21 protein-coding genes and 1 pseudogene are annotated in these 24829 nt (G+C 73.1%); 14 read left to right on the top strand and 8 right to left on the bottom strand.

Features of this window, described 5'->3' with window-relative positions; all coding sequences use genetic code 11:
* Together AC156L_RS26260 and AC156L_RS26265 are read left to right on the top strand one after the other, a co-directional pair.
* On the top strand, positions 1-190 hold a 190-nt coding region (locus tag AC156L_RS26260; RefSeq protein ID WP_484407339.1), incomplete at its 5' end, for a hypothetical protein.
* 130 nt (positions 191-320) lie between these two features.
* Positions 321-1145, top strand: a complete 825-nt coding sequence (locus AC156L_RS26265) for an extensin family protein (protein ID WP_330875138.1) — start codon at positions 321-323, stop codon at positions 1143-1145.
* 81 nt (positions 1146-1226) lie between these two features.
* On the opposite strand, the gene AC156L_RS26270 is transcribed toward AC156L_RS26265, so the two are convergent.
* The 4 genes from AC156L_RS26270 to AC156L_RS26285 all read right to left on the bottom strand — a co-directional run bounded on the left by AC156L_RS26270 (position 1227) and on the right by AC156L_RS26285 (position 6223).
* The gene (locus tag AC156L_RS26270) at positions 1227-2507 is read right to left on the bottom strand and encodes a phospholipase D-like domain-containing protein (protein ID WP_330875139.1); all 1281 of its coding nucleotides are present in this window, start codon (positions 2505-2507) and stop codon (positions 1227-1229) included.
* 478 nt (positions 2508-2985) lie between these two features.
* A complete protein-coding gene (locus tag AC156L_RS26275; RefSeq protein ID WP_330875140.1) occupies positions 2986-4236 on the bottom strand; it encodes a serine hydrolase domain-containing protein in 1251 nt (416 codons plus the stop codon).
* A 125-nt stretch (positions 4237-4361) separates the two neighbouring features.
* Positions 4362-5039: a response regulator transcription factor gene (locus tag AC156L_RS26280; protein ID WP_330875141.1), complete on the bottom strand. Its 678-nt coding sequence runs from the start codon at positions 5037-5039 to the stop codon at positions 4362-4364.
* Positions 5036-6223 carry a sensor histidine kinase gene (locus tag AC156L_RS26285; RefSeq protein WP_330875142.1) on the bottom strand — a complete coding sequence of 396 codons (1188 nt, stop codon included), beginning with the start codon at positions 6221-6223 and terminating at the stop codon, positions 5036-5038. Before AC156L_RS26285 ends, AC156L_RS26280 begins: the two co-directional genes overlap by 4 nt.
* 263 nt (positions 6224-6486) lie before the next feature.
* On the opposite strand from AC156L_RS26285, the gene AC156L_RS26290 reads away from it, so the two are divergent.
* Positions 6487-6624, top strand: a complete 138-nt coding sequence (locus AC156L_RS26290) for a hypothetical protein (protein WP_484407340.1) — start codon at positions 6487-6489, stop codon at positions 6622-6624.
* On the opposite strand, the gene AC156L_RS26295 is transcribed toward AC156L_RS26290, so the two are convergent.
* Positions 6599-7318 (bottom strand): DUF998 domain-containing protein, encoded by a 720-nt coding sequence (locus tag AC156L_RS26295; RefSeq protein ID WP_330875143.1) that lies wholly within the window; start codon positions 7316-7318, stop codon positions 6599-6601. The two genes, AC156L_RS26290 and AC156L_RS26295, sit on opposite strands and share 26 nt — an antisense overlap.
* A gap of 129 nt (positions 7319-7447) precedes the next feature.
* On the opposite strand from AC156L_RS26295, the gene AC156L_RS26300 reads away from it, so the two are divergent.
* The 7 genes and pseudogenes from AC156L_RS26300 to AC156L_RS26330 form a co-directional block, all read left to right on the top strand.
* The gene (locus tag AC156L_RS26300; protein ID WP_330875144.1) at positions 7448-10672 is read left to right on the top strand and encodes an ATP-binding protein; all 3225 of its coding nucleotides are present in this window, start codon (positions 7448-7450) and stop codon (positions 10670-10672) included.
* Between the two features lie 74 nt (positions 10673-10746).
* Complete coding sequence (locus tag AC156L_RS26305) at positions 10747-12249, top strand: multicopper oxidase family protein (RefSeq protein WP_330875145.1); 1503 nt, start codon at positions 10747-10749, stop codon at positions 12247-12249.
* Between the two features lie 408 nt (positions 12250-12657).
* Entirely contained in the window at positions 12658-13983 is a 1326-nt protein-coding gene (gene hisD / locus AC156L_RS26310; RefSeq protein WP_330875146.1) for a histidinol dehydrogenase, read from the top strand.
* Between the two features lie 51 nt (positions 13984-14034).
* Positions 14035-15357: an ABC transporter substrate-binding protein gene (locus AC156L_RS26315; protein ID WP_330875147.1), complete on the top strand. Its 1323-nt coding sequence runs from the start codon at positions 14035-14037 to the stop codon at positions 15355-15357.
* 25 nt (positions 15358-15382) lie between these two features.
* On the top strand, positions 15383-16252 hold the full coding sequence (locus tag AC156L_RS26320) for a carbohydrate ABC transporter permease (protein ID WP_330875148.1): 870 nt from the start codon (positions 15383-15385) through the stop codon (positions 16250-16252).
* Positions 16253-16479: 227 nt separating this feature from the next.
* Positions 16480-17148, top strand: coding sequence for a carbohydrate ABC transporter permease (locus AC156L_RS26325; RefSeq protein WP_330875179.1), 669 nt, complete (start codon positions 16480-16482; stop codon positions 17146-17148).
* Positions 17130-17816, top strand: a pseudogene (locus AC156L_RS26330) (alpha/beta fold hydrolase); the annotation flags it as partial. The gene AC156L_RS26325 and the pseudogene AC156L_RS26330, both read left to right, overlap by 19 nt.
* Here AC156L_RS26330 and AC156L_RS26335 read toward each other — a convergent pair.
* Genes AC156L_RS26335 through hisD (AC156L_RS26345) form a run of 3 tightly spaced genes read right to left on the bottom strand, consistent with a single transcriptional unit; the run spans position 17803 to position 20593 of the window.
* Entirely contained in the window at positions 17803-18537 is a 735-nt protein-coding gene (locus tag AC156L_RS26335) for an HpcH/HpaI aldolase family protein (RefSeq protein WP_330875149.1), read from the bottom strand. The pseudogene AC156L_RS26330 and the gene AC156L_RS26335 sit on opposite strands and share 14 nt — an antisense overlap.
* Positions 18537-19286 carry an SDR family NAD(P)-dependent oxidoreductase gene (locus tag AC156L_RS26340; RefSeq protein ID WP_330875150.1) on the bottom strand — a complete coding sequence of 250 codons (750 nt, stop codon included), beginning with the start codon at positions 19284-19286 and terminating at the stop codon, positions 18537-18539. The genes AC156L_RS26335 and AC156L_RS26340 overlap by 1 nt, the downstream gene beginning before the upstream one ends.
* A complete protein-coding gene (gene hisD / locus AC156L_RS26345; protein WP_330875151.1) occupies positions 19283-20593 on the bottom strand; it encodes a histidinol dehydrogenase in 1311 nt (436 codons plus the stop codon). The genes AC156L_RS26340 and hisD (AC156L_RS26345) overlap by 4 nt, the downstream gene beginning before the upstream one ends.
* Before the next feature lie 122 nt (positions 20594-20715).
* Here hisD (AC156L_RS26345) and AC156L_RS26350 point away from each other — a divergent pair, with 122 nt between their 5' ends.
* The 4 genes from AC156L_RS26350 (at position 20716) to AC156L_RS26365 (ending at position 24820) form a co-directional block, all read left to right on the top strand.
* Positions 20716-21711, top strand: coding sequence for a LacI family DNA-binding transcriptional regulator (locus AC156L_RS26350; protein WP_330875152.1), 996 nt, complete (start codon positions 20716-20718; stop codon positions 21709-21711).
* 116 nt (positions 21712-21827) lie between these two features.
* On the top strand, positions 21828-22826 hold the full coding sequence (locus tag AC156L_RS26355; protein ID WP_330875153.1) for a nuclear transport factor 2 family protein: 999 nt from the start codon (positions 21828-21830) through the stop codon (positions 22824-22826).
* A gap of 21 nt (positions 22827-22847) precedes the next feature.
* Entirely contained in the window at positions 22848-23987 is a 1140-nt protein-coding gene (locus AC156L_RS26360; protein WP_330875154.1) for a cupin domain-containing protein, read from the top strand.
* 5 nt (positions 23988-23992) lie between these two features.
* A complete protein-coding gene (locus AC156L_RS26365; RefSeq protein WP_330875155.1) occupies positions 23993-24820 on the top strand; it encodes a nitrilase-related carbon-nitrogen hydrolase in 828 nt (275 codons plus the stop codon).
* Positions 24821-24829 lie beyond the last annotated feature (9 nt).

Consider the following 24829-nt stretch of genomic DNA (forward strand, 5'->3'; position numbering starts at 1 on the left):
TCGGTTGAGCACGGTGGTGCGGATGGATCGGTTGGTGGTGCTGGATCGGGGTCGGGTGGTGGAGCAGGGGACCCATGCGGAGTTGTTGGCGGTGGGTGGGGTGTACGCGAAGCTGTGGCGCCACCAGGCAGGCGGGTTCCTCGACGCGAGGGAGGACGACCGCTCCCCCCTCGGAGGGCACAGGCGGTAAAGGAAAAGGAAAACCGCAGGTCGTGCGCGGTTCCCCGCGGTGAACACGATCCCTAGGCTCCTTCGCGCCGGTTGGCGAGGCAGGCCCTAACCCCTGTCCCCGCCGGCCAAGAACACGGAGGAGTACTGGGGTGTTCGAGAAGAACCTTTCGAGGCGCGGCTTCGTCACGGGCGCGGCGGCCGTCGCGGGTCTGGCCGGTCTGTCCGCCCTCGCGCCGGGGTTGGCCGGTGCCGACCCCAAGATCAACGACCAGCACCACGAGTCCGAGTTCGCGCCGGGGGTCGGCGCGCTCGCGATGATGACGTTCCAGAACATCGACGGGACGCCCGTCTACTACTGGCGCTCCAACCGCGGCAACACCACCGCGCGCAACTGGCAGGCCACCGACGCGTTCTACAACGCGCTCGTCGCGTGGATCCGCGACCTGCGGTCGCTGTCGTCGGGCTACGGCTCGATCAGCTACATCGTGTCCGCGGGCTTCTACGTCAACAAGGCGGGCCAGCACGGCGCGGGCACCGCGATGGACCTCGACCACGTGCGCTGGTCCGGCGGCAACACCACCTCGCCGCTCGACCAGCACCACGCGTCGGGCACCGCCGCGACCCGCAAGCGCTACCTCGCGACGGAGGCCGTGTGCCGCCGCCGGTTCCGCTACGTCCTCGACGGCTGGTACAACGCCGACCACGCCGACCACATCCACGCCGACTTCGGTGGGATGCCGGTCCGCGTGCTCAAGGACTCCGAGGCCGACACGAAGTTCGTCCAGGCCACGTGCAACAACTTCCGCGCGGCGGGACTGGCGATCGACGGCATCTGGGGCCCGAACACGCAGAACGCGTTCAACGGCCTCAAGTCGGCGCTGGCCGTGACCGGTGACCCGCACACCAGTTCGTCCGTGTGGCAGGGCATGTTGTCGAAGATCGCGACCAAGGGGTTCGCGAACCAGAACATCTGACCCGGCGATCCCGCTCGGGGCGGTTGGAGCGCAGGTGTGGTTCCCGGTGCGCGACCGGGAACCACACCTGTTTCCGCTGTCCTACACGATGATCCCGTCGTGCGACCGGCACGTGTCCCGGATGCTCCAGAAGTTGCGCAGGTACTCGTCGTGCACCGTGCGGCCCATGATCCGCACGACCTGCTCGTCCGCCTGCCGCAGCGCGGAGTACGAGTAGTTGTGGCTGCCGGTGTAGACGCGCGGAACGATGTCGTCGTCGTACGCGCCGTCGAGCAGCATGTACTTCGAGTGCACGCGGACGTCCAGGCCCGGCCCGTTGTTCCAGTTGCACCGGGTGGTCTGGATCTTCGCGCCCTTCAGGGCGTTCAGCACGGCGTCGTTGGCGTTGGTCAGGACCACGTCGACCCAGCAGCCCTTCCCCCTCAGCTCGGCGAGCTTCTGGGCTATCGCGGGCCGGTTGAAGTCCAGCATCGCGATCCGGACGTCGGTCTGGCGCTTCGTGCCGTTCTCGGTGTACGAGCAGGCGACCGACTGGAGCGTGTTGTGGATGGTGTCGGTCTGCGGGTCGTCGAACGGTTGGCCGGACGGTTCCCTGCGGGGGAAGAAGAACACGCGGTAGTCCGTGCCCGATCCCGTGTCCCTGTAGTAGTCGTTGTTCCCGGCGGCGGTGTACCGGTAGCGCCGCAGGTCCTCGAAGTACGTGCGGTACGCCGCGTACGTCTTGGCGTCGGTCCACGTGAAGGCGTTGTTGTACGCCTCGTTCTCGTCCCAGCGGGTCAGGTTCGACGAGGACTGGTAGACCACGTTCGGGATCGACGTGCCGCCGTTCAGGACGACGCTGGAGAACGTGAAGAACTTGCTGTGGTTGTAGGCGCTGACCGTGCCCGTCGACCACTCCTTGGCGCGGGTCGCGATGCACCCGCGATCCGGGCCGTTCGGGAACTGGTCCTTGCAGTGCACCACGTAGGAACCGGCCGCGTCGTTCGCGCCGAGCGCCGCCCGGAGCCTGGTGGTGGCCTGGGTGTCGGCCGAGTGCGCGACGGTGATGAACTTGACCCTCACCCCGCGCTGGAACGCCGCGATCAACCGGTCCACGAGGTCCGGGTCGTCGGCGGTGTCGGCGGTGTTCGGCGGGTCGAAGTCCATCACCGACCCCAGGATCTCGCCGCCCGCGGGCACCCGGTCGATCAGCCGCCCCAGTTGCGCGTAGATCGCGTTCCGCGCGGCGGGCGTGCCCGCGGGGTCGTTGAACACGCTGTGCCCGACCAGCGGATCGGGCTCGACCGCGGCCGTCGCCGGGGGCGCCGCGACGGGTGACACCGCCAACGCCGTCGCCAGCAGGAAGACCTTCCAAGGACGCATGAACCACTCCTCCGGGTTCCGGGTGATCAACCTGCCTACCAGCGATCCGCACGCGGTCACACACCTTTGCCCCGTGGTTCAACGATCGTCCGGACGGAGCAGCGCGGGGCGGGGTTCCTCGACCACCGTGCGCGCCGCACCCGGTCGCGGTGCAGGGCGCTGTCGCGCGCAGGCCGCTCCGAGGCGGAGCGCGGCAGCCGGGGCACCGCGCACCGCACGTCCACGCGGTGAGTTCGTCGTCCTCGGGGGCGATCACCTGCGAGGTCCCCGACCGCCTCGACGACCTGGACCGGGAGTTCAGCGGGGTCGCCGGGTTCGGGCTCGTGGAGCTGTCGCCTGTGGACGCGGCCAGGGGCGGCTCGGTGCCGACGGTGGGTGGCTGGTGGTCCACGACCACGTCTCGGTGCCGCTCGACCTCACCACCGGGCGGGCGGTGGCGCACCCGTCCCCCGGGCGAACCCCTCGGGCGGTCGCGGGGTCAGCTGGTGGGGACGGGCTTGCCCAGCATCGTGCAGATGGCCGCGTCGACCAGCTCCGCCTCGGCGGCGTTCGCCTCGGGGGACACCACCAGTCCGAAGTGGGTGGTGCTCAGGACGGAGACGGTGCGCCGCCCCGACTCGTCGGTGTAGTTGTCGCTGCGGTAGCCCGGCAGCGCGCCGTCGTGGCCCCAGACCGTGCCGCAGGGCGAGCGGTACTCGTCCACACCGAGGCCGTAGCGGTGGTCCGGGCCTTCGGACGGCACGGTGGTGCGCATCTCGGCCAGCAGCCGCTCGGGGAAGAGCCCGCCGGACATCAGCGCCCGGTCGAACCTGGCCCAGTCGGCCGCGGTGGACACGATCGCGGCCGCCGCGCCGCCCCACGACTGGTCGATCGCGGTCGTGTCGACGTGCTCGTCGTCTGCCGGACCGACGAACCCCCAGCCCTCGGGCAGGCCCAGCGGCTCGGTGAGGGGCCGCAGGTGGGCTGCGTCGGGCTCGTAGCCGTGGGCGAGCGGAGCCGTGCCGCGCCGCGGTGCGGCACCGGTCGCCACGTACGTGTCCCGCATCCCGAGCGGGCCCGTGACGCGCTGCCGCACGAGGTCGGCGAAGGAGCGCCCGGTGGCCCTCTCCAGCACCAGGCCGAGCGCGACGTAACCGGGGTTGCTGTAGGACCATGCCCCGCCCGGTGCGCCCACCGGGGGCAGGTCCGTGCCCAGCGCGAGCACCTCCTCCGAGGTCGGCCTGCTCGTGTCGTGGCCGGTCATGAGGTGCAGCGACCTGGCGGTGTAGGCCGAATCGGCCAGCCCGCCGGTGTGGTTCAGCAGCATCCGCAGGGTGATGTTCCCGCCGTTCGGCACCGTGCCGGGCAGCCACCGCTCGACGGTGTCGTCCAGGCGCAGCCTGCGTTCGGCGACCAGTTGCAGCACCAGCGCCGCGGTGACCGTCTTCGTGTTCGAGCCCATCCGGAACGAGTCGCCCGCCCTGAGCACGTGGTCGGGGGTGCTCCAGGAGCCCTGCCGGACGACGGTCACCACCGGCCCGCGCCCGGTGTCCACCCGGACGACGACACCGGGGACGCCAGCGGCGACCGCCCGTTCGGCGGCGGCCTCCAGCATCCCGGTCCTGGACCGCTCCGCGGCGGACGACGTGTCCGCGGCGGCGGCCACCGGGCAGACCGCGGCGACGGTCAACACCAGTGCGGTGACCGCCGCAGGGCGTCGGCGTGAGCGGCGGGTGGTCTTCGCGGTCATGGCGCTTCTCCTTGTCGTGGTGCCTGCGGCGGGTGCCTCGGCGATGGGGAGAACGCTAGGAGCGAACGGGGTGCGGGCACGTCACCCCGCGGTGAGCCGAACTTTGGCTCCCGCGGGGGATGGCGCTACCGCTCGTCCGGTGTGGCGAGACCGATCCGGTAGGCGAACACGACGGCCTGGACGCGGTCGCGCAGGCCCAGCTTCGCGAAGATGCGCGAGACGTAGGTCTTCACCGTCTCCCGGCCGAGGAACAGGGCGTCGGCGATCTCGGAGTTCGACAGGCCCTCCGCGACCAGCCGGAGCACCTCGACCTCACGGGAGGTCAGGTCCCGCAAGGCCTTCTCGATCCGGCCGTCCGCGCCGTCGTCGCGGATCCGCGCGCCGAACCGGCCGATCAGGCCGCGGGTGACCTCGGGCGCCAGCAGCGCGTTGCCCGCCGCCACGGTGCGCACGCCCGCGATCACCTCCTCGGGCGGGGTGTCCTTGAGCAGGAACCCGCTCGCCCCCGCGCGCAGCGCCTCGAAGACGTACTCGTCGAGGTTGAACGTCGTCACCACCAGCACCCGCGCGCGCTCGGTCACGTCCGGTCCCGCGATCCGCCGGGTGGCCTCGATGCCGTCGAGCAGGGGCATCCTGATGTCCATGATCACCACGTCGGGGCGCAGCCGCCGGGCCTGCTCGACCGCCTCGACGCCGTTCGCCGCCTCGCCGACGATCTCCAGGTCGGGCTGCGAGGACAGGACGGTCGTGTACCCCGTGCGCACCAGCGGCTGGTCGTCGCACACCAGCACCCGCGTGCTCACGCCGCCTCCGAACCGAGCGGCAGCCTCGCGCGCACGACGAAACCGCCGTCCTCGGTGTGCCCCGTCGTGAGGTCACCGCCCGCCAGGCGCACCCGTTCGCGCAGCCCGGTCAGCCCGCGGCCCGGTGTCGACGCGGTGACCGCGCCCGCGGCACCCTCCGTCGTCACCTCGATCGCGAGTTCGTCGGTGGCGGCCGAGGAGACCCGGACCGCCGTCCTCCTGCCCGGCGCGTGCTTGAGCGCGTTGGTCAGCGCCTCCTGCACGACCCGGTAGGCGGCCAGCCCGACCACGCCCTCGACGACCGGCGGCGCGCCGACCTCGACCAGGTCGACGGGCTGCCCGGCGAGCCGGGTCCGCTCCACGAGTTCCCCGAGCAGGGCCGCGGTCGGCGCGCGCGGGGCCGGGTCGGCGTCGTGTCGGGGGCTGAGCACGCCGAGCAGTTCGCGCAGGTCGCCCAGCGCCCGCCGCCCGGTCCCGCCGATCGCCCTCAACCCGGTGTCGACCTTCGGCCGGTCGTCGGCCGGGACGTACAGCATCGCGTCGGCCTGCATCACCATCGCCGTCACGTGGTGGGTCACCACGTCGTGCAGCTCGCGGGCGATGTGCTCGCGCTCCTCGCGCACCGCCGACTCCAGGTCGAACCGGCGTCGCCGCTCCTGCTCGTCGAGCCTGCCGCGGGCCCACGCGCCCAGCAGCCAGCACCCGACGGGCAGGGGTGCGTACTCGACGCACTCCACCGCGGTGGTGGGAGCGCCGAGCGCGATCAGGGAGACCGACAGCGCCGCGTACCCCGCGAGCCACGCCGCCGCCGTGGTCCGCCGGAAGCGGAGCTGGTGGACGCCCGCGCCGAAGAGCGCGACGTACAGGGCGATCGTGGCGGACGTCGGCCGGAAACCCAGGCACTGGTAGGCGGCGAACGCGGCGGAGACGAGCAGCAGGCACAGGGCGGGCGCGCGGTGGCGGACCAGCAGCGGCAGGCAGTGCGCGAGGACGAGGGCGACCGCGAGCGGGCCGAACGGGCGCTGCGGATCGGCCCAGCCCAGCCAGGTGCCCTTGTCGGCGACACCGGGGGTGAACGACACCGCGACCACCGCGGCGGTGATCAGCACGTCGCGCCCGCCCGCGGGGAGTGACCCGACCCGGTCGACCAGACGGCGAACCCCGGTCACGACCGCTCCTCGCATGATCGGGAGTATAGGGACGCTCCCACCGCCGGTTCCGCGTCGACCAGCGGAGGGGCCGGGGCTGCGGCGGGCGTGCCGGTCGTCGAGATCCGCGCCACCGGCGTGGCCGAGTCGGGGGACCGCGTCCGGCAGGACCGGAACGAGCCCGCCGCTCGGGCCTTCGCACCGCGGCACCCCCAGCAGCACCACCTGGTGGTCACCGGCGTGGAGTCGGTGGTGTCCACCGGGGAACCCTGGACGCGGAACCCGTCCAGGCCGCGCGGGTGTGGAACGCGATCCACGGCGCCGTGAGCCTGGAACCGGCGAACCTGGACGTGACCCTGAAGCGGCGCGGTTGCGAACCCGCCGACACCTACGACGCGGTGCTGGAGGTCCTCATCGGCGGACCTCGTCGTCGGTGACCCCGCGCTTCCGCAGCGCCGCCCCCAGGACGATGAAACCGATCAGGAACGGGTACACGACGCCGCGTTCGACGAGACCGATGAGGACACCCGCTCCCGAGTCGAGGACGGCCAGGTAGGCCGGGATCGACACCAGGCCGACGATCCCGGCCGCCACCAGCGCCCTCCCCAGCCCGCGCGGGAACCCGAGCCGCCCGTGCGACCCGCCGAGGAGGATGGCGAGCACGTTGCCGCCGATGAACGCCAGGAAGGCGCCGATCCCGTGGAAGTCGGGCGCGCCGCCCTCCGGCGTCTCACCGGATCCGGGGAAGAACCCCAGGAGGACACCACCGGCGGCGAGCATCGTCGCCGTCGCGACCGCGAGCAGGCGGCGCAGGCCGGGCAGCGGCCCCAGCGCGACCGCGCCCACCAGGGTGATCAGTCCGAAGAGGACGAAGCCGGTGTTCATCACCCACGCGAGCGGGGAGTACATGAACTGGCCGAACGCGGTCGTGGGGCCGTGGACCCCGAGGTTGCTGATGAAGTGGTGCGTGTAGCTGTAGGGCGGGTCGCTCCACGCCGCCGCCGCGACGAACTCGGCGGTGAAGAAGACGCCGCTGCCCGCGATGAGCGCCGCGCCCGCTCGGCGGCGCCTCCGGGTCGACGGTGACGGGAGCGACTGGTGGACTGCTGGACCGGACTCGACGTCGTTCACGGTTTCCCTCTTCCTCGTGGTTGGTGCGGTGGGCGGAAGAGTGGGGCAGACGCCTGACACGGGGCGCACACGGCGCTGACACGGCCACCCTGATTTGGGTCGGGCGCGTGAGCGCGCGAAGATCGGGGGATGGACGGGGGTGCGCGGCTGCGCGTCACGCTGCTCGGCGCGTTCGAGGCGTCGCGCGGTGCGGGCGCCCTGCCCGTTCCCGGCGCCCGGCTGCGGGGCCTGCTCGTCCGGCTCGCGCTCGCCGGTGGCCGCGCGGTCGAACCGGACGCGCTGGTCGACGCGGTCTGGGCCGAGGAACCGCCGTCCGGCGCCGCCTCCGCCCTGCACACCCTCGTCTCCCGGTTGCGCCGCGCGCTCGCCCCGACCGGTGCGGCCCAGGACGTGGTCGTGAAGACCGACGGCGGGTACCGGCTGGTGGTGGCCCCGGCCGACGTGGACGCGCTGCGCTTCGAACACCTGGCCGCCACCGGCCGGGACCGGCTGCGGGCCGGTGCCCCGGAGGCCGCGGTCGCCGCGCTCACCGAGGCCGTGGCGCTGTGGGGCGACCACCCCGGAACCGAACCGGCGGTCGTCGCCGCGGTCGCGCCCGCGGTCGCGACGCGGTGGGCGCGGATGTCGGTCGACGCGGTCGTCGACCTCGCCGACGCCGAGCTGTCGCTGGGGCGGGCCGAGTCGGCCGAGGCCAGGTTGGCCGGGCTGCCCGCCGAGCAGGCGGTCCACGAGCGCGCGGCCGGGCTGCTGATGGACGCGCTCGCCGCCCAGGGGCGGCAGGCCGAGGCGCTGGCCGTCCACGAACGGGTCCGCGAGGCACTGGCCGACGTCCTCGGCGCCGACCCCGGCACCGCGCTGCGGGACCGGCACGCGCGCCTGCTGCGCTCCCGGCCGCCGGACACGCCGGTGGTCCGGCCGAGCACCCTGCCGGCGCCCCTGACCAGCTTCATCGGCCGCGAGGACGACCTCGCCCGGATCGACGCGCTGCTCACCACCGGGCGGCTGGTGACCGTGGTCGGGCCCGGCGGCGCGGGCAAGACGCGCCTCGCCGTGGAGGCCGCTCGCCGCCACGACGCGCGGATGATCGACCTCGCCCCGGTCACCGACGCGGCCGAGGTCGGCGCGGCCGTGCTCGCCGGGATCGGGTCGCGCGGCGGCGCGCCGTTCGAGGCCGGGACGCGGAGCGGTGAGCTGGACGCCCTCGTGGACGCGCTCGGGGGCTGGACGGGCCTGCTGCTGGTCGACAACTGCGAGCACCTGGTCGACGCCGTGGCACGCCTGGTCGCGGCGCTGCTGCCGCGCTGCCCCCGGCTGCGCGTGCTCGCCACGAGCCGTGAGCCGCTCTCCGTCGACGGCGAGTCGCTCCTGCCGCTCGGCCCGCTCGCGCTGCCCGCCCACGACGACGGTCTCGACCGGGCTCGGCGGACTGCCTCGGTGCGGCTGTTCACCGAGCGCGCCACCGCCGTGCGCCCCGGCTTCGCCGTCGACGGCACCACGCTGCCCGACGTGGTGCGCGTGGTGCGCGGCCTGGACGGGATGCCGCTGGCCCTCGAACTGGCCGCCGCGAGGTTGCGGACGTTGGCGCTGCCCGCCCTGGCCGACGGGCTCTCCGACCGGTTCCGGCTGCTGGCCACGGGCAGCCGCGCCGCACCCGCCCGGCACCGCACCCTGCGCGCTGTCATCGCCTGGAGCTGGGAGATGCTGGGGGAGCACGAACGCACCGTCGCGGAACGGATCTCCGTCCTGCCCGGCGGTGTCACGCCCGACTCGGCCACCGCCGTCTGCGCGGGCACGGCCGTGCCCGCGGCCGAGGTCCCCGAACTGCTCGCCGCCCTGGTCGACCGGTCGCTGCTGCACCTGCTGCCCGACACCGGCCGCTACCGGATGCTCGACACCATCCGCGAGTACGGCACCGACCGCCTCACCGGCACCGGTGACCTCCGCGCGGCCCACGACCTGGCCGCCGCCCACGTCACCGGGTTCGTGGCCCGCCAGGACCCCCGGCTGCGCGGGCCCGACCAGGTGGCCGCCATGGCCGCCATCGGCGCCGAGTACGACAACGCGCTCGCCGCCCTGCGCCACCTGTGCGCGGGGCACGACGCCGACGGCGCGCTCACCCTCTGCCTGTCGCTGACCTGGTACTGGCAGATGTCCGCCCGCCAGCACGACGGCGCCCACTGGCTGGGCGAGGTCCTGGCGGTGCCCGGCGGCCGGCCCTCGCCCGAACGCGACTGCGCCCGAGCCGTCCACCTGCTCAACCGGGCGGACGTCCTGTCGGGGACCCCCACCGGGGAGGCCGCGGACGACCGCGCCGAGATGCGCGAGCTGGCCGACCGCCTGCTCGCGCACCCCGACCTGCCGAGCCACCACCGCGTGTTCGGCCCGATCCTGCTCTTCCTCCAGGACGGGACGGCGGCGCTCGCGACCTTCCAGCGCCTGGCCGACGGCGACGACGGGTGGCTGGCCGGACTCGCGCACATGTTCCTGGCCGAGATCGCCGAGAACGACGGCGCGCTCGACCGGATGCGCGTCCACGTCGAGGCGGCCCTGGCCCGCTTCCGGCGGGCGGGCGACCGGTGGGGCCAGACCGCCACGCTGCCCGTGCGCGCCCGGTCGCGGCGGTACGACGACCTCGACGGCGCACTGGCCGACCTCCGCGAGGCCAGGGCGCTGGCCGACGAGTTCGGCTCGCTCAGCCTCGGCGACCGGCTCTACGACGACCTGCGCTGGATCGACCTGCACCTGCGGCGCGGCGACACCGACGTGGCGCTCGCGGTGATCGGGGCCGCTCGGGAACGGGCCCTGCACGCGTCCTCGGCGGAGATGCTGGTCCTGGTGGACGCGCACGAGGCGGACCTCCGCGTGCGGCTCGGCGACCTGGCCGGGGCGAGCGCCCTCCTGGACGACGCCGACCGGGGTCCGCACGGTGCCACCGCGTTCTCCTCCGACCACACCCGGACCGTCGTCAGCGGCGCACGGGCGGCGCTCCGGGCGGCGCGGGGCGACCTGGAGGGCGCGGACGAGGCGCTGCGGGAGGCGTGCGCGGCCGCGCGGGCGACGCGGGAGCTGCCGGTCCTGGCGCAGGTGGCGGTGACGGCGGCGGCACTCGCCGGGACGCGCGGGCGGTGGCACGGGTCGGCCGTGCTGCTCGGGGCCGCCGCCCGGCTGCGGGGCGCGCACGACCACACCGATCCGCGGGTCGTCGACCTCACCGGCCGGGGACGGGCCGAACTGGGCGGTGACGGGTTCGCCGCGGCGTACGCGGAGGGCTGGGAGTTGGACGCGCGGGAGGCCGTGGCCGCGGTCGACCCGGCCTCGGGGGAGGTGCGGTCCGGCTCGGGCGGCGGGGGTTAGGCGACGCGCCGCACCGGGGATCTACGTAGTTCTCGCCGACGCGACGACGGCCCCACCGGCGGGATCGTCGCACCATGAGACGTCGCACGGTACTGAAGGTCCTCGGCCTCGGCCTCGGGGGCGCGACCGTCCTCGGCGGTGGCGGACTCGGCGCCTACTACCTCACCGCCAGGCAGGACACCGTCGGGAAGATCGCGTTCGACGCGGCCCTGCCGATCCCCCCGCTGGCCACGTCCGAGACCGGTGCGTCGGGGGCGCGGGTGTTCGCGCTCGACGTCCGGGCGGGCGAGACCCGGTTCAAGGACGGTCCCGCCACCCGCACCTGGGGCGTGAACGGCACCCACCTCGGCCCGACGATCCGCGCCCGGCGCGGTGACCGGGTCGAGTTCGCCGTGCGCAACGGCCTCGACCAGGAGACCTCGCTGCACTGGCACGGGATGCACCTGCCCGCGGCCATGGACGGCGGCCCGCACCAGACCGTCCCGGCGGGCGGCACCTGGGAACCGCGGTGGACGATCGACCAGCCCGCCGCGACGCTGTGGTACCACCCGCACGTGCACGGCGCGACCGCCGACCACCTGTACCGGGGCCTGACCGGGCTGTTCATCGTCGACGACGAGGTCACCGAGGCGCTGGACCTGCCGTCGGAGTACGGCGTCGACGACGTCCCGATGATCGTCCAGGACCGCGCGTTCGACGGGGACAACCAGTTCGAGCAGCGGGTCCCGCTGGGGGGTTCGCTGGGCGTGATCGGTGACGAGATCCTCGTCAACGGCGCCATCGGACCGTACTTCGACGTCACGACGAGGCTCGTGCGGCTGCGGCTGCTGAACGGGTCCAACGCGCGCCTGTACAACTTCGGGTTCTCCGACGACCGGCGCTTCTCGCTCGTCGCGACGGACGGCGGCCTGCTCGCCGAGCCGTGGGAGACCGACCGCCTCTCCCTGTCGCCGGGGGAGCGGGCCGAGGTCGTGGTGGCCTTCACGCCGGGCGAGCGGGTCGAGCTGCGCTCCTACCCGTCCGAGCACGGCGGCGCGCTGGGACGGCTCGACGGCTTCGACGACCGCCTCGACGTCTGCCAGTTCCGGGCCGCGGGATCGCTGTCCGACGACTCCGCGCTGCCCGCCGTGCTCGGCACCGCCCCGGACCTCGCGGGCGCGGCGGTCGCGCGGGAACGCTCCTTCGTGCTCGCCTCGGACCAGATCAACGGGCGGTCGATGGCGATGGACCGCATCGACTTCGGCGTCCGCGAGGGCACCGTCGAGGTGTGGGAGGTGACCAACGACAACGGCTTCCCGCACAACTTCCACGTCCACGACGTGCGGTTCCAGGTCCTGTCCGTCGACGGCGGGACGCCGGAACCGCCGCTATGCGGCTGGAAGGACACCGTCCTGCTGGTCCAGGGGAAGCGCTACCGGCTGGCGATGCGGTTCAGCGACCACACCGATCCGAACGTGCCGTACATGTACCACTGCCACCTGCTCCAGCACGAGGACGAGGGGATGATGGGCCAGTTCGTCGTCCTGGGCGACGGCGAGGAGGTCGGCGTCGTGCCGAAGGAGCACCAGCACTCCTGAGAACGCTGTCCACCGACGCCTCCGCGTCCACCCGGCGGCTTCGCGTCCGCCCGGCGGGCTCGCGTCGGTTCGGTGGCGTCGCGTCTGTCCGGTGGGTTCGCGTTGGCCCGGTGGCGTCGCGTCTGTCCGGTGGGTTCGCGTTGGCCCGGCGGGCTCGCGTCGGCCTGGGTCTCGTCGCGCCTACCCGGTGGGGTCGCGTTGGCCCGGTGGGTTCGCGCCTACCCGGCGGGCCCGCACAGCGGTCCCTCGACGACGTGGCCGTTCGCCGGCGTCGCCCGCCCCTGCGGTGCGTCGACGGTGGCGGGGCGTCGGGAACGGCACCCGCGCGGTCGGCGCCGGGGCGGACCGGTGTGAACGGCTGCCGACGTGAGTGTTGCCACAGCCTGCGTCTACACCTAGTGTATGCGTATGCATTTGAGCGATGCGGACAAGGTGAGGATCGGTGGCGGCCTCGTGGTCGTCAAGGAACCCGCGGGATCCGGCGGCCCCGTCCGGCGTGATCCGGAGGTCGTCGCGAAGGTTTCCGAGATGCTGGGTCGGATCGAGCGCGAGGGGGTGGACGCGGTCCTGCGCTACGCCGTCGAGCTGGACGGGTACGAGGGGCGTTCGCTGGAGGTGCCCGCCGCCGAGGTGGCCCGCGCGGCCGACCAGCTGCCCGCGTCGCTGCGCGAGGCCCTGGACGCTGGCGCCGACCGGACGCGGCGGTTCGCCGCGATGCAGCGCGCCCGCCTGGTCGACTTCGAGGAGGAGGTGGTGCCCGGCGTCGTGTGCGGGCAGCGCTTCATCCCGGTCGACAACGTGGGCGCCTACCTGCCCGCGGGCCGGTTCCCGCTGCTCGCGAGCGCGTTCATGACGGTCGGCGTGGCCCGCGTCGCCGGTGTCCGCAACGTCGTGTCCGCGACGCCACCCTCGTTGAACGGTCGGCCGCACCCCGCGGTGCTGTACGCGGCGAGCATCACCGGCGCGGACTCCGTGCACGCGGTCGGCGGCGTGCAGGCGTTGGCCGCCATGGCCTTCGGCCTGCTCGACGGCGAACCCGCCGACGTGATCGTGGGCGCGGGCAACGCCTACGTCGCCGAGGCGAAGCGCCAGCTCTACGGCCGGGTCGGCATCGACGTGCTCGCCGGGCCGTCCGAGGTCGCGGTGATCGCCGACGACACGGCCGACGCCGCGCTCGTCGCCTCCGACCTGCTCGCGCAGGCCGAGCACGGCCCGACCTCGCCCGCGAGCCTCGCCACCACCTCCGAGCGGCTCGCGCGGGAGGTGCCGCAGGAGATCGAGAAGCAGTTGGCAGGCCTCGCCACCAGGGACATCGCGGGCGCGGCCTGGCGCGACCACGGCTCGATCTACCTGGTCGAGGACCGCGAGACCGCCGCGCAGGTCATGAACATCCTGGCCCCCGAGCACCTGGAGGTGCTGGCGGAGGACCTGGACTGGTGGCTGGAGGCGCTGCGCAACTACGGCTCGCTGTTCCTGGGCACGTGGTCGACGGTCGTCTACGCCGACAAGGGGATGTCGGGGACCAACCACGTGCTGCCCACCGCGCGCGGCGCGCGGCACACCGGGGGCCTGTCGGTCGCGGGCTTCCTCAAGCAGGTGACCTACCAGCGCGCCACGCGGGAGTCGACCCGGATCCAGGCGGAGCCCACCGTCGCGGTGTCCGACTTCGAGGCGCTCGTCGCGCACCGCGACAGCGCGCTGCTCCGGTTGGGCATGATCGACGCCGCCGACTAGTGCATACGTATGAATCCTCAACGAACCCCTTTGGACGGTAGGAGCCCCGCGATGCCCAAGCCCCGCACCACCGTGGTGATGAGAGCGCTCGCCACCACGATCTCCGCCGCCCTGCTGCTCTCGGCCTGCGGCGCGGGGTCCCGGACGTCCTCCTCGACCGCGGCCCAGGTCGAGTGCGACTTCCCCGCTCCGTCGAAGGCCACCTCGGTCAACGTGCTGGCCTACAACTCCTCCGCCATCGACCCGTTCACCAACACGATGGTGAAGAGCTGTTCGAAGAACCAGGTGACCGTCAAGCACGAGCCGATCGACTTCGGCGGCCAGGTGCAGAAGACCACCGCGACGCTCGCGGGCGACACCGGCACCTACGACGTCATCGAGACCTACGGCTTCATCATCCCCAAGTACGCCGGGGAGCAGAAGCTGAGGCCGCTCGACGAGTTCGTGGCCGAGTTCGACCAGGAGTACGGGCTCAGCGACATCAACAAGGCCATGCGGCAGGCCATGTCCTACGACGGCAAGCTCTACGGCCTGCCCATGCAGGCCCAGATGTACGTGATGGCCTACCGCAAGGACGTCTTCGAGTCGCTCGGCCTCAAGCCGCCGACGACCTTCGCCGAGCTGCGGGAGGTCGCGGGCAAGATCCAGCAGGCCGGGCAGATCAAGTACCCGGTCGCGCTGCCGCTGCTCGCCAGCTCCGACATCGCCACCGCCTACGACTCCGCGCTCGGCTCGCTCGGCGTCGACTACGTCGACGCGGCCACGATGACGCCGAACTTCGACAAGCCCGAGGCGGCCGAGGCGTTCGAGGAGCTGCGGTCGCTGGCCCCGTTCATGGACCCGCAGGTCACCACGTTCGACCAGCCCAGGGTGCAGCAGCAGATGTACAACGGGTCGGCGGCGGTCGCGATCATGTTCTCCGGCCGGATGAACGACCTGACCCAGACGTCCAACAGCAGGTTCGCCCAGCAGTTCGCGTTCGCGCCCCCGCCGTCGGTCGCGGGCGGCGACGTCCTCTACAACACCCTTTCGGTGGATGGCTGGTCGATCCCGACCAACGCCGCCGCCGATCCGAAGATGCTGTTCGAGATGATCGCCTCCTCGGTGAGCGCCGACGCGTCGAAGGCCTCCGTGCCCGCCGCGTACCCGGCGCGCGACGGCATCGTCACGCCCGGCAGCAGCCCGTACGCCGAGGCGGCGCAGGTGTCGATCGGCAAGGCCCCGCCCGCCGAGCCGCACCCGTGGACCTCCCGCATCAGCAACGACACCCGGACCGTGGTCGCGGACGTGGTGCTCGGCAACACGCCGGTGGCGGAGGGCACCGCGCAGATGCAGCAGATCGCCGTCAAGATCCTGGCCGAGTACGAGAAGTAGCGAATCCGGCAGCGAGGTGTCCGTCATGCGCAGACGAGAGTTCCTGGGGCTGATCGCCCCGAGCGTGCTGGTGATGGGGGCTCTGCTGGTCCTCCCGCTCTACCGGACGGTGGAGTGGAGCCTCCAGCGCGTGAACTACGGCGAGGCGGGCACCTTCGTCGGGCTCGACAACTACTCCGCGGCGCTGTCCGACCCGCGACTGGGTCGGGCGGTGCTGTTCACCGTCGGGCTGACGGCCGTGGTGGTCGCCACGCTGATCGTCGGCGGCTACCTGCTGGCGGTCATGGTCAACGGGCTGGGCCGGAGCAAGCCGTTCGTGCTCGGCTTCCTGCTGATCTCCTACGTGGTGCCCAACATCGTCGGGGCGACGATGTTCTCCTGGCTGTTCGACGCGAACTTCGGCGGGGTGGTCAACCACCTCGTGTCGGCGGTCACCGGTCACGAGGTGCTGTGGTTCATCGAGCCGTGGCCCAACCGGCTGGTGATCGCGCTCGACACGATCTGGTTCATGCTGCCGTTCTCGATGCTGGTGATCATCGCCGGTCTCCAGGGCGTGCCCTCGGAGGTCATCGAGGCGTCGCGGATCGACGGGGCGTCCACGTTCCGCACGCACTGGAGCGTGATCATCCCGAGCATCCGGGGCGTGCTCGGGTTCGTCGCGATCATCTCGATCATGGACGTGCTGCGGACGTTCGACCAGCTCGTCCCGCTCTCGCCGCAGGCGACGCAGATCGGCAACGAGTCGATCATGCTCTACATCTACAACGTCGCCTTCCAGGACGGCGGCCAGCAGCTCGGGCTCGGCAGCGCGATCAACGTGCTGCTGATCCTGCTCATCGTGATCCTGCTCTACCCCTTCATCCGCGGCATCGCCAAGGAGGCCAGGCAAGCATGACCACGCTGGAGAAGCAGGGTCCCGCGCTCGCGCCGTCCCGATCGGACGGTGCGCCGCCGTCGGCGAGGCGCCGTCCGCGCAGGTCCGCCAGCACCTACCTGGTCGGCGGGGTGCTGGTCCTCGTCTGCTGGGCGATGGTCAGCCCGGTGCTGTGGACCGCGATGGCGGTCACCAAACCGACCGACGTGGCGTTCCTGAACCCGCCGGTCTTCACCTACGAGCCCACGATGACGGCGTTCGTCGACCTCTGGCAGACCACGCTGTTCGCCGACTACCTGGTCAACACCCTGGTGGTCGCCGTCCTGAGCACGGTCGTCGCCCTGGTGATCGGGTTGCCCGCCGCGTACGCGCTGTCCCGCTTCCCGAGCTGGGTCAGCGCCGTGCTGCTCGTGCTGGCGCTGGTGTTCCGGGCGTTGCCGCGCTTCGCGGTCGTGCTGCCGATGTACGACATCTCCCGCGCCCTCGGCGTCTACGACACGACGTTCGCCGTGGCGGCGGCGCTCGTGGCGATCAACCAGCCTTTCACCATCTGGCTGCTGCGCAACTTCTTCGCCGAGATCCCGAAGGAGCTGGACGAGGCGGCCATGCTGGACGGGTGCGGGCGCCTCGCGACGCTGCGCCGGGTGATGATCCCGATGATGGGGCCCGGCATCCTCACGGCGGGGATCTTCGTGTTCCTGTTCGCGTTCCAGGAGTACCTGACCGCCAACATCCTCACCGACGTGTCCGCCCGCACCGTGCCGGTCTTCATCGCGACGCAGCTCGGCCAGACGCTGCCGATGCTCCAGCAGGCGGGCGCCGCGGCGATGCTGCTGACGCTGCCGGTCGTCGCGTTCGCGTTCATCGCGCAGCGGTACCTGGTCGCGGGCCTCAACAACGGTTCGGTCAAGGGGTGAGCGGGACCGACCCCCTGGTGCTGCTGCCCGGCATGAACTGCTCGCCGCGGCTGTGGCCGGACCTGCCCGCGCTCCACGGACGCCTGGACCACCCGACGGTCGACGGCTGCGTGGACGCGCTGCTGGCCGAGCTGCCGGAGCGGTTCGCGCTGGCCGGGCTGAGCCTCGGCGGGATCGTCGCGATGGCGCTCGTGCGCCGGGCGCCGTCACGGGTGGCGCGGCTGTGCCTGGTGTCGACGAACGCGCGGGCCCCCACCCCGGAGCAGCGGGGGGCGTGGACCGCCCAGCGCGCCGCCCTCGCCGCCGGGGCCACCGCGCGCGACCTGCAACGCGACCTGCTCCCCGTCCTGCTGCACGCCCGCACGCCCGCTCACGACGAGCGGGCGTTGGCGATGGCGGACGACGTGGGGGAGGAGTCGCTCGACCGGCAGCTGGCGATGCAGGCCACCCGTGTGGACGAGCGGCCGGGGCTGGCGGCGGTGCGGGTGCCGACGCTCGTGGTGGCGGCCGAGCACGACCGGCTGTGCCCCGTCGCGCGGCACGAGGAGATCCACGCGCTGGTGCCCGGTTCGCGGTTGGTCGTGCTGCCGGGCGTCGGGCACCTGGCGCCGGTCGAGGACCCCGCCGGGGTCGGCGGGGTCCTCGCCGAGTGGCTCACCGCAGGCTGAGCGCCCGGAACGTCTCCATCAGCACGTGCGCGACGTTGTGGACGACCACCTGCGCGCCGTCCGCGAACGCCTCGGCGGCGCCTGCCGCACCCGACGCGAGGTCGACGCGGACCACCGACGCGGTGCCGGGGTCGGCCCGCACCGCGGCCAGCAGGTCCGCCACGGACGGGTCGTCGGGGCCGCGCGCGGCGGCCAGGTCCGCGGTGCCCACCAGGTAGCCGTCGATCCCCGCGACGGCGACGATCGCCGCCGCGTCCCCGATCGCCGCGGGCGACTCCAGCATCGCGATCACCAGCGTCGACTCCGCCGCGGCGCGGTGGTCGGCCGCCGACACCGTGCCGAACCGGCCCGCGCGCGGGTAGGTGGCGAACCCCCGCGTGCCGCGCGGCGGGAAGCGCACGGCCCGCACCAGCGCCTCGGCGTCGGCCGCCGACTCGACGTGCGGGGCGACGATCCCCTGCGCGCCCTGGTCGAGCGCGCGCGCCGCGAGGTGGTGCTCGCCCTCGCCGATGCGCACCAGCACGGGCACGCCGTGCACCTGCGCCAGCGCGATGTGGTGCCGCAGCGAACCGACGTCGGCGGGCCCGTGCTCGCAGTCCACGAGCACGAAGTCCAGGCCCGCGACGGCGAGCATCTCGACGACGTCCTCCGACGGCATCCGCACCAGCGCGCCCGCGAGCTTCTCGCCCGCGCGCAGCCTGGCCTTGAGGGAGGCGGCCATCAGGCGACCATCCCGGCCGACAGGTCGACGTCGGAGCCGCACAGGCCCGGCATCGCGAGCATCGCGACGACCGCGGCGCCCACCTCGTCCTCGGTGATCATCCGACCGAGCGCGGCCCGCTGGACGAACTCGGCCCGCGCCTCGTCGACCGACGTGCCGGTCCTCTCGGCCTCCAACCGGAAGTTGCGGTCCATCCGCTCGCCGTGGACGGGGCCGGGGGACAGGGAGTTCACCCGGACCCCGAGCGGACCGACCTCGAAGGCGAGCGTGGTGGTCAGGCCGAGCACGGCCATCTTCGACGCGCAGTACGGCGTGCGGCGCGCGAGCGGGCGCTTGCCCGACACGGACGCCACGTTGATGACGTCCCCCTCGCCGCGCGCGATCATGCCGGGCAGGAACGCCCGGCACACCAGGTACGTACCGCGCACGTTCACGGCGAACACGTCGTCCCACTCGTCGGGCTCGACGTCGACCAGAGGGGCGACCGGCCCGGCCACCCCGGCGTTGTTGACCAGCACCGAGACCTCCTCGTCGCGCAGCCGCTCCGCGAGCGCGGCCACGGACGCCGGATCGGCCACGTCGCACACCTCGGCGCGGACGGCCGGGCCGAGCCGCTCCGCGGTGGCGCGCAACACCTCGGCCCGGCGGCCCGCGACGACGACCCGCGCGCCCGCCGCCACCAGGTGGGCCGCGACGGCCGCGCCCAGCCCGGTGCCGCCGCCGGTGACCAGGGCGGTGCGGCCGATCACGACAGCACCGCGTCGATCCAGTCGAACCCGTCGCCGCCGTGCTTCCACGCGCGCAGGTCGCCGGACCGGGCGTGGCCCTCGAACAGCTCCACCCTGGCGGCGCGCCCGCAGACCCGGCCGAGCGCGGCGCTGCTCGCGGGGTCGCGCACCTCCTGGTACGTCACGGTCTTGAGGTACTTGCCGACCCAGAGCCCGCCGGTGTAGCGGGCGGCGCCCATGGTGGGCAGCACGTGGTTGGTGCCGATCACCTTGTCCCCGTAGGACACGCACGTGCCCTCGCCGAGGAACAGCGCGCCGTAGTTCCGCATCCGGTCGAGCGCCCGGCGCGGCTCGGCGGTGAACACCTGGACGTGCTCGGAGGCGAGCGAGTCGGCGACGCGCCACATCTCGTCCTCGTCGTCGCAGACGACGATCCGGCCGTGGTCGCGCCACGCGGGTCCGGCCAGGTCGTTGGTCACCAGCCCCGGAAGCAGCCGTTCGACCAGGCGCAGCACCTCGGCCCCGAGCTCCGCCGACGTGGTCACGAGGACGGCGGGGGAGTCGGGGCCGTGCTCGGCCTGCGACAGCAGGTCCACGGCCACGGTCAGCGCGTCCGCCGTGCCGTCGGCGACCACCAGGATCTCCGTCGGCCCGGCGAACAGGTCGATGCCGACCTCGCCGAACAGCTGCCGCTTGGCCTCGGCCACGTAGGCGTTGCCGGGGCCCGCGATGAGGTCGACCGCCTCGATCGACTCCGTGCCCACGGCCATCGCCGCGACGGCCTGCACCCCGCCCAGCAGGTGGATCTCGTCGGCGCCCGCCATGCTCATCGCCGCGACCGTCGCGGCGGGGACCTCACCGCGGATCGGCGGGGTGCACGCGACCACCCGCGACACGCCCGCGGCCTTGGCCGTCACGATCGTCATGTGCGCGGACGCGGTCAGCGGGTACCGGCCACCGGGCACGTAGGCGCCCGCCGAGCCGACCGGGACGTGCCGGTGCCCGAGGAGGACGCCGGGCAGCGTCTCCACCTCCACGTCGCGCATCGACTCGCGCTGGACCGTCGCGAAGTGCCGCACCTGCTCCTGGACGAACGCGATGTCCTCGATCACCTGCTCGGGCAGCGAGGCCACCAGTCGCGCCACCTCGTCCTCGCCGAGGCGGAAGGACTCGGGCCGCCAGTCGTCGAAGGTGGCGGAGTACTCGCGCACCGCCGAATCGCCCCGGTCCCGGACGTCGGCGATGATCGCCGCGACGCGCTCGGCGACACCGGCGCCGGACCGGTCGCCCGCACTCGTCGGGATCGCCTTCTTCAGCTCGTGCGCCATGCGTCTCCACTTCGGTTAGCATACGTATGCCCGGCATTGAACCTGCGTGGGCGGGTCGCCGTCAAGGCGATGTCGGGACGAGGGCGGCGGCTATGCTGCGCCGATCCAGAGGAGGCGGGGGAATGATCACCAGTCGGGACGTGGCGAGGCTCGCCGGTGTTTCCCAGCCGACCGTCTCGCGGGCGCTGCGCGACGACCCCAAGGTCTCCGAGGCCACGAAGAAGCGCGTCCGCGACGCCGCCGTGGCGCTCGGGTACTCGACCAGCCCGATCGGCCGCGCGCTCGCCGTCGGCCGCTCGACCAGGGTCGGGCTCGTCGTGACCGACCTGGAGAACCAGTTCTACGGGCACGTGATCGCCCCGATGCACCGGGAGCTGGAGCGGCTGGGCTACGAGCTGGTGCTCATCACCGAGTCGTCGGAGAGCGGCCCGGTGACCGAGCACGTCATGGGCCACGGGCTGTGCGGCGTGGTGCTCGCGACCACGACGGTCGACTCGCTGCTCCCGGCCAGGCTGCGCGACCGGGGCGTGCCGTTCGTCTACTTCAACCGCACCGCGCAGAGCGTGCGGGCCGACTCCGTCACCGTCGACCCGGAGGCGGGCATCCGCGAGCTGCTGCGCGAGGTGATCGGCAGCGGGCACCGGCGGATCGGCGCGATCTTCGGGCCGCGCAACACCAGCACCGGCGAGCAGCGCGAGAACACCGTGCGCTCGGTCCTCGACGAGCACGGGCTGACCCTGGCCCACCGCGACGTCCTGCACGGCCCGTTCGACTTCGCGACCGGCTTCGAGGGGGCGCGGACCCTGCTGGACCGCGAGGACCCGCCCACGCTGGTGCTGTGCGGCAACGACGTCGTGGCGCTCGGCGCGCTGAACTCCGCGGCCGAGATGGGCGTCGCCGTGCCCGCCCAGGTGTCGATCGTCGGGTTCGACGACCTGCCGACGTCCGGCTGGGCGCTGATCAGGCTGAGCACCGTGGCCTACGACCTCGACGAGATGTCCCGCGAGGCGGCCCGGTTGATCGTCGCGCGCGTCGAGCAGCCGGACGCCCAGCCCCGGCACACCGTCTACCCGTCGCGCTACGTCGCGCGGGCGACCACGGGATCACCCCGCACCTGAGCCGCTCCCGCTCGGCACGGCGTCCACTTGTGGCATCAAATGCATACGTATACAGTCGAAAGCGTCCGCACGCGGGCGCCACGGTGGCCCGCTCCGCGCAAGGGGAGGACCAGTCCATGCCGCTCGACCCCGTCGCCTACCGCCCGTACGAGGACCCGGACGACTTCATCCGGGAGGTCACCGACCGGATCTGGGTGCAGCGCGACGTCTCGTACATCGTCGACAACTACGAGCCCGACTCGATCGTCCACGGCGGGCTCGGCACCGTCGTGGGCCGCGACGGGGTCATCGAGGGCAGCCTGATGCGGATCGCGGGCTCGCCCCAGCACATCGGCCAGGCCGAGGACGTGGTGTGGGAGGCGCGCGGCGACGACGCGTTCCTCAGCTCGCACCTGGTGTTCTCCAGCGACCCGTACCTGGTGAACGGCAAGCAGGTCCGCGTCCGCACGCGCACGATCGCCAACTGCCTCTACCGCAGGGGCCGGATGGTCGAGGAGTGGGTGGTGCGCGACGAACTGGCCACCTGCCTCCAGCGCGGCGAGGACCCCGACGAGGTCGCCCGCCGTCTCGCGTTCCGCAAGTACCAGGGCTCGATGCTCGAACCCGCCCCCGCCGACGTGCTCGCGGTGGGCGACAGCGGCCCCCGCCCGGACGACTTCCGCCCCGAGTGCGAGATGGTGCTGGAGTTCATCGAGGAGGTCTGGAACCAGCGGCGGCTGCACAGGCTCCCGGAGTTCGCCGTGCGGGACCTGTTCCTGCACACGATCGGCGACCAGACGATCGTCCGCGCCGACGGCTACCAGCGCGACCTGCTCTCGCTCGTGGCCCCGTTCCCGAGCGCGCGCTTCTCCGTGCGCGACGTGCAGACCAACCACTCCGAGCGGTACGCGGGCCTGCGCGTCGCGGTGATGTGGACGATGCACGGCACCTACCACGGCACTCCCGCCTTCGGACCCGCCACCGGCGCGCCGGTCGACCTGCTCGGCGTCTCGCAGTTCCTCGTGCAGGGCGGTCGGATCGTGCGCGAGGTGCGCGTGTTCGACGAGATCGCGCTGCGCGCCCAGATCAACGGCACCCGCGGCGACGGCGCGCTCGCCGAGCCCAACATCTACTGAGCACACGTGAGGACGGATCCCATGCGCAACACCGCTGTCCCGCCCGACGAGGTCGCTCGGCGCACCGTCCTGCGGTCCGACTGGGTGCCCTGCAAGGCGGCGTTCATCGACTGCCGGACCCCCGGCTCGGACCTCAAGGACAACTACTCGTTCATCGGCCCCGGCGTCTCGCAGAGCGCCGACCAGTTCGTGAACCTGCGCGAGCCGCACGGGTTCAACCTCGGCGCGGCCGGTATGCCCAACGGCGTCACGAACAGCCTGCACCTGCACTTCACCGCCGAGGTGTTCATCAACTTCGGCGGCGAGTACCAGCTCCGCTGGGGCGCCGACGGCACGCAGGGCGAGTACCGGTCGGTCGACGGCGACGTCATCTCGGTGCCGACGTGGATCTTCCGAGGGTTCACCAACGTCGGCGACGACGAGGGGATCCTGCTGACGGTGCTCGGTCGCGACGACACCGGCGGCATCATCTGGGGCCCGTCGGTGCTCCGCGAGGCCGCCGGGCACGGGCTGCACCTGACGGCGGACAACCGGTTGATCGACACCGTGCTCGGTGACGAGGTGCCGGAGGGCGTCGCGCTCGTGACGCCGATCAGCCAGGAGGAGATCGACGACCTCGACGCGTTCACGGTCGAGCAGTTCCGCACGCGCGTCACGCACACCGCCGACCGGACGTGGGCGCGCGAACCGTTCCTGTGCTCGCGCCTGCCCGGCGGTGGCGCCGAGCTGAGCCTCGTCATCGGGTACGGGCTGAGCGAGGACCGCCGGGCCGTGCCCCGCCTGCACGAGCCGCACGGGTTCTCGGTGGCGTGGCTGCGCGCGACGCCCGGCGAGGGCGTGCTGCGGCACCGCCACGACGAGACCCAGGTGCTCACGGCGAAGGCGGGCCGCTGGGCGGTCCGGCTCAACTCCGGGGCCGACGAGGTGGTCGTGGAGCTGGGCAGGCTCGACTCGCTGTCGGTGCCCGCGGGCGCCTGGCGGTCCATCACGCTGCTGGAGGGCGACGGGGAACTGCTCGTCGTCACCGGCGGCGACGGCCGGGCGGTGCTGGAGTGGGCGCCGGAGGTCGTGGACGCGGCCCGTGGAGCGGGCCGGGTGGTCGACCCCAACGGCTACGTGGCGCCCGCCGCGGTGCTCGTCACGGCGACCGAGGACGACTGAGACCCGTGGTGGTAGTGGCGACCTGCCAGATCCCCGCGGTGATCGGCTCGAACGACCACGGTCACCTCGTCGCGGCGGTGCGGGAGGCCGCGGCGCGGGGTGCCGGTCTGGTGGTGCTGCCGGAGCTGGCGGTCTGCGGCTACGCCTTCGGCACCGCCGCCGAGGCGCGGGCCGCCGCGCAGGACCTCGACGGGCCGACCGTGGCGCTCCTCCGCGCGCTGTCGCGGGAACTGGGCGTCGTGCTGGTGTGCGGCTTCGCGGAGCTGGGCGCCGACGGAGAGGTCTACAACGCCGCCGTCCTCGTCGAGGACGGCGGCGTGCGGCTGCGCTACCGCAAGGCGCACCTGTGGGGCCGCGAACCCGAGTTCTTCCGGGCGGGCGACCGGCCACCGGCCGTCGTGGACACCGCGGTCGGCCGGGTCGCGGTGGTGATCTGCTACGACCTGGAGTTCCCGGAGTGGACCCGGCTGGCGGCCCTGGCCGGGGCCGACGTCCTCGCCGTTCCGGCCAACTGGCCCCTGGACCCCCGGCCCGACGGCGAACGGGCGATCGAGGTCGTCAAGGCGCAGGCGGCGGCGGGCGTGAACCGGGTGCACGTGGTCGTCGCCGACCGCTGCGGGGAGGAGCGCGGTGTGCGCTGGATCGGCGGCAGCTTGATCTGCGCGGACACCGGCTACCTCCTCGCGGGTCCCGCCACGGCGACGGACGAGACCGCCGCCCCCGTCGTCCTGACCGCCGCACTCGACCCCGTCACGGCGCGGGACAAGTCGTTGGGTCCGCACAACGACGCGCTGCGCGACCGCAGGCCGGAGCTGTACCACCCGGACGGCTGACCACCTCCG

Source organism: Umezawaea sp. (assembly GCF_057122925.1).

Bases quoted from the DNA above. Each gene is read 5' to 3' on its own strand.
- AC156L_RS26270 (WP_330875139.1), bottom strand. From the start codon at position 2,507: ATGCGTCCTTGGAAGGTCTTCCTGCTGGCGACGGCGTTGGCGGTGTCA.
- AC156L_RS26275 (WP_330875140.1), bottom strand. From the start codon at position 4,236: ATGACCGCGAAGACCACCCGCCGCTCACGCCGACGCCCTGCGGCGGTC.
- AC156L_RS26285 (WP_330875142.1), bottom strand. From the start codon at position 6,223: ATGCGAGGAGCGGTCGTGACCGGGGTTCGCCGTCTGGTCGACCGGGTC.
- AC156L_RS26300 (WP_330875144.1), top strand. From the start codon at position 7,448: ATGGACGGGGGTGCGCGGCTGCGCGTCACGCTGCTCGGCGCGTTCGAG.
- AC156L_RS26305 (WP_330875145.1), top strand. From the start codon at position 10,747: ATGAGACGTCGCACGGTACTGAAGGTCCTCGGCCTCGGCCTCGGGGGC.
- hisD (WP_330875146.1), top strand. From the start codon at position 12,658: ATGCATTTGAGCGATGCGGACAAGGTGAGGATCGGTGGCGGCCTCGTG.
- AC156L_RS26315 (WP_330875147.1), top strand. From the start codon at position 14,035: ATGCCCAAGCCCCGCACCACCGTGGTGATGAGAGCGCTCGCCACCACG.
- AC156L_RS26320 (WP_330875148.1), top strand. From the start codon at position 15,383: ATGCGCAGACGAGAGTTCCTGGGGCTGATCGCCCCGAGCGTGCTGGTG.
- AC156L_RS26325 (WP_330875179.1), top strand. From the start codon at position 16,480: ATGACGGCGTTCGTCGACCTCTGGCAGACCACGCTGTTCGCCGACTAC.
- AC156L_RS26335 (WP_330875149.1), bottom strand. From the start codon at position 18,537: ATGGCCGCCTCCCTCAAGGCCAGGCTGCGCGCGGGCGAGAAGCTCGCG.
- hisD (WP_330875151.1), bottom strand. From the start codon at position 20,593: ATGGCGCACGAGCTGAAGAAGGCGATCCCGACGAGTGCGGGCGACCGG.
- AC156L_RS26350 (WP_330875152.1), top strand. From the start codon at position 20,716: ATGATCACCAGTCGGGACGTGGCGAGGCTCGCCGGTGTTTCCCAGCCG.
- AC156L_RS26355 (WP_330875153.1), top strand. From the start codon at position 21,828: ATGCCGCTCGACCCCGTCGCCTACCGCCCGTACGAGGACCCGGACGAC.
- AC156L_RS26360 (WP_330875154.1), top strand. From the start codon at position 22,848: ATGCGCAACACCGCTGTCCCGCCCGACGAGGTCGCTCGGCGCACCGTC.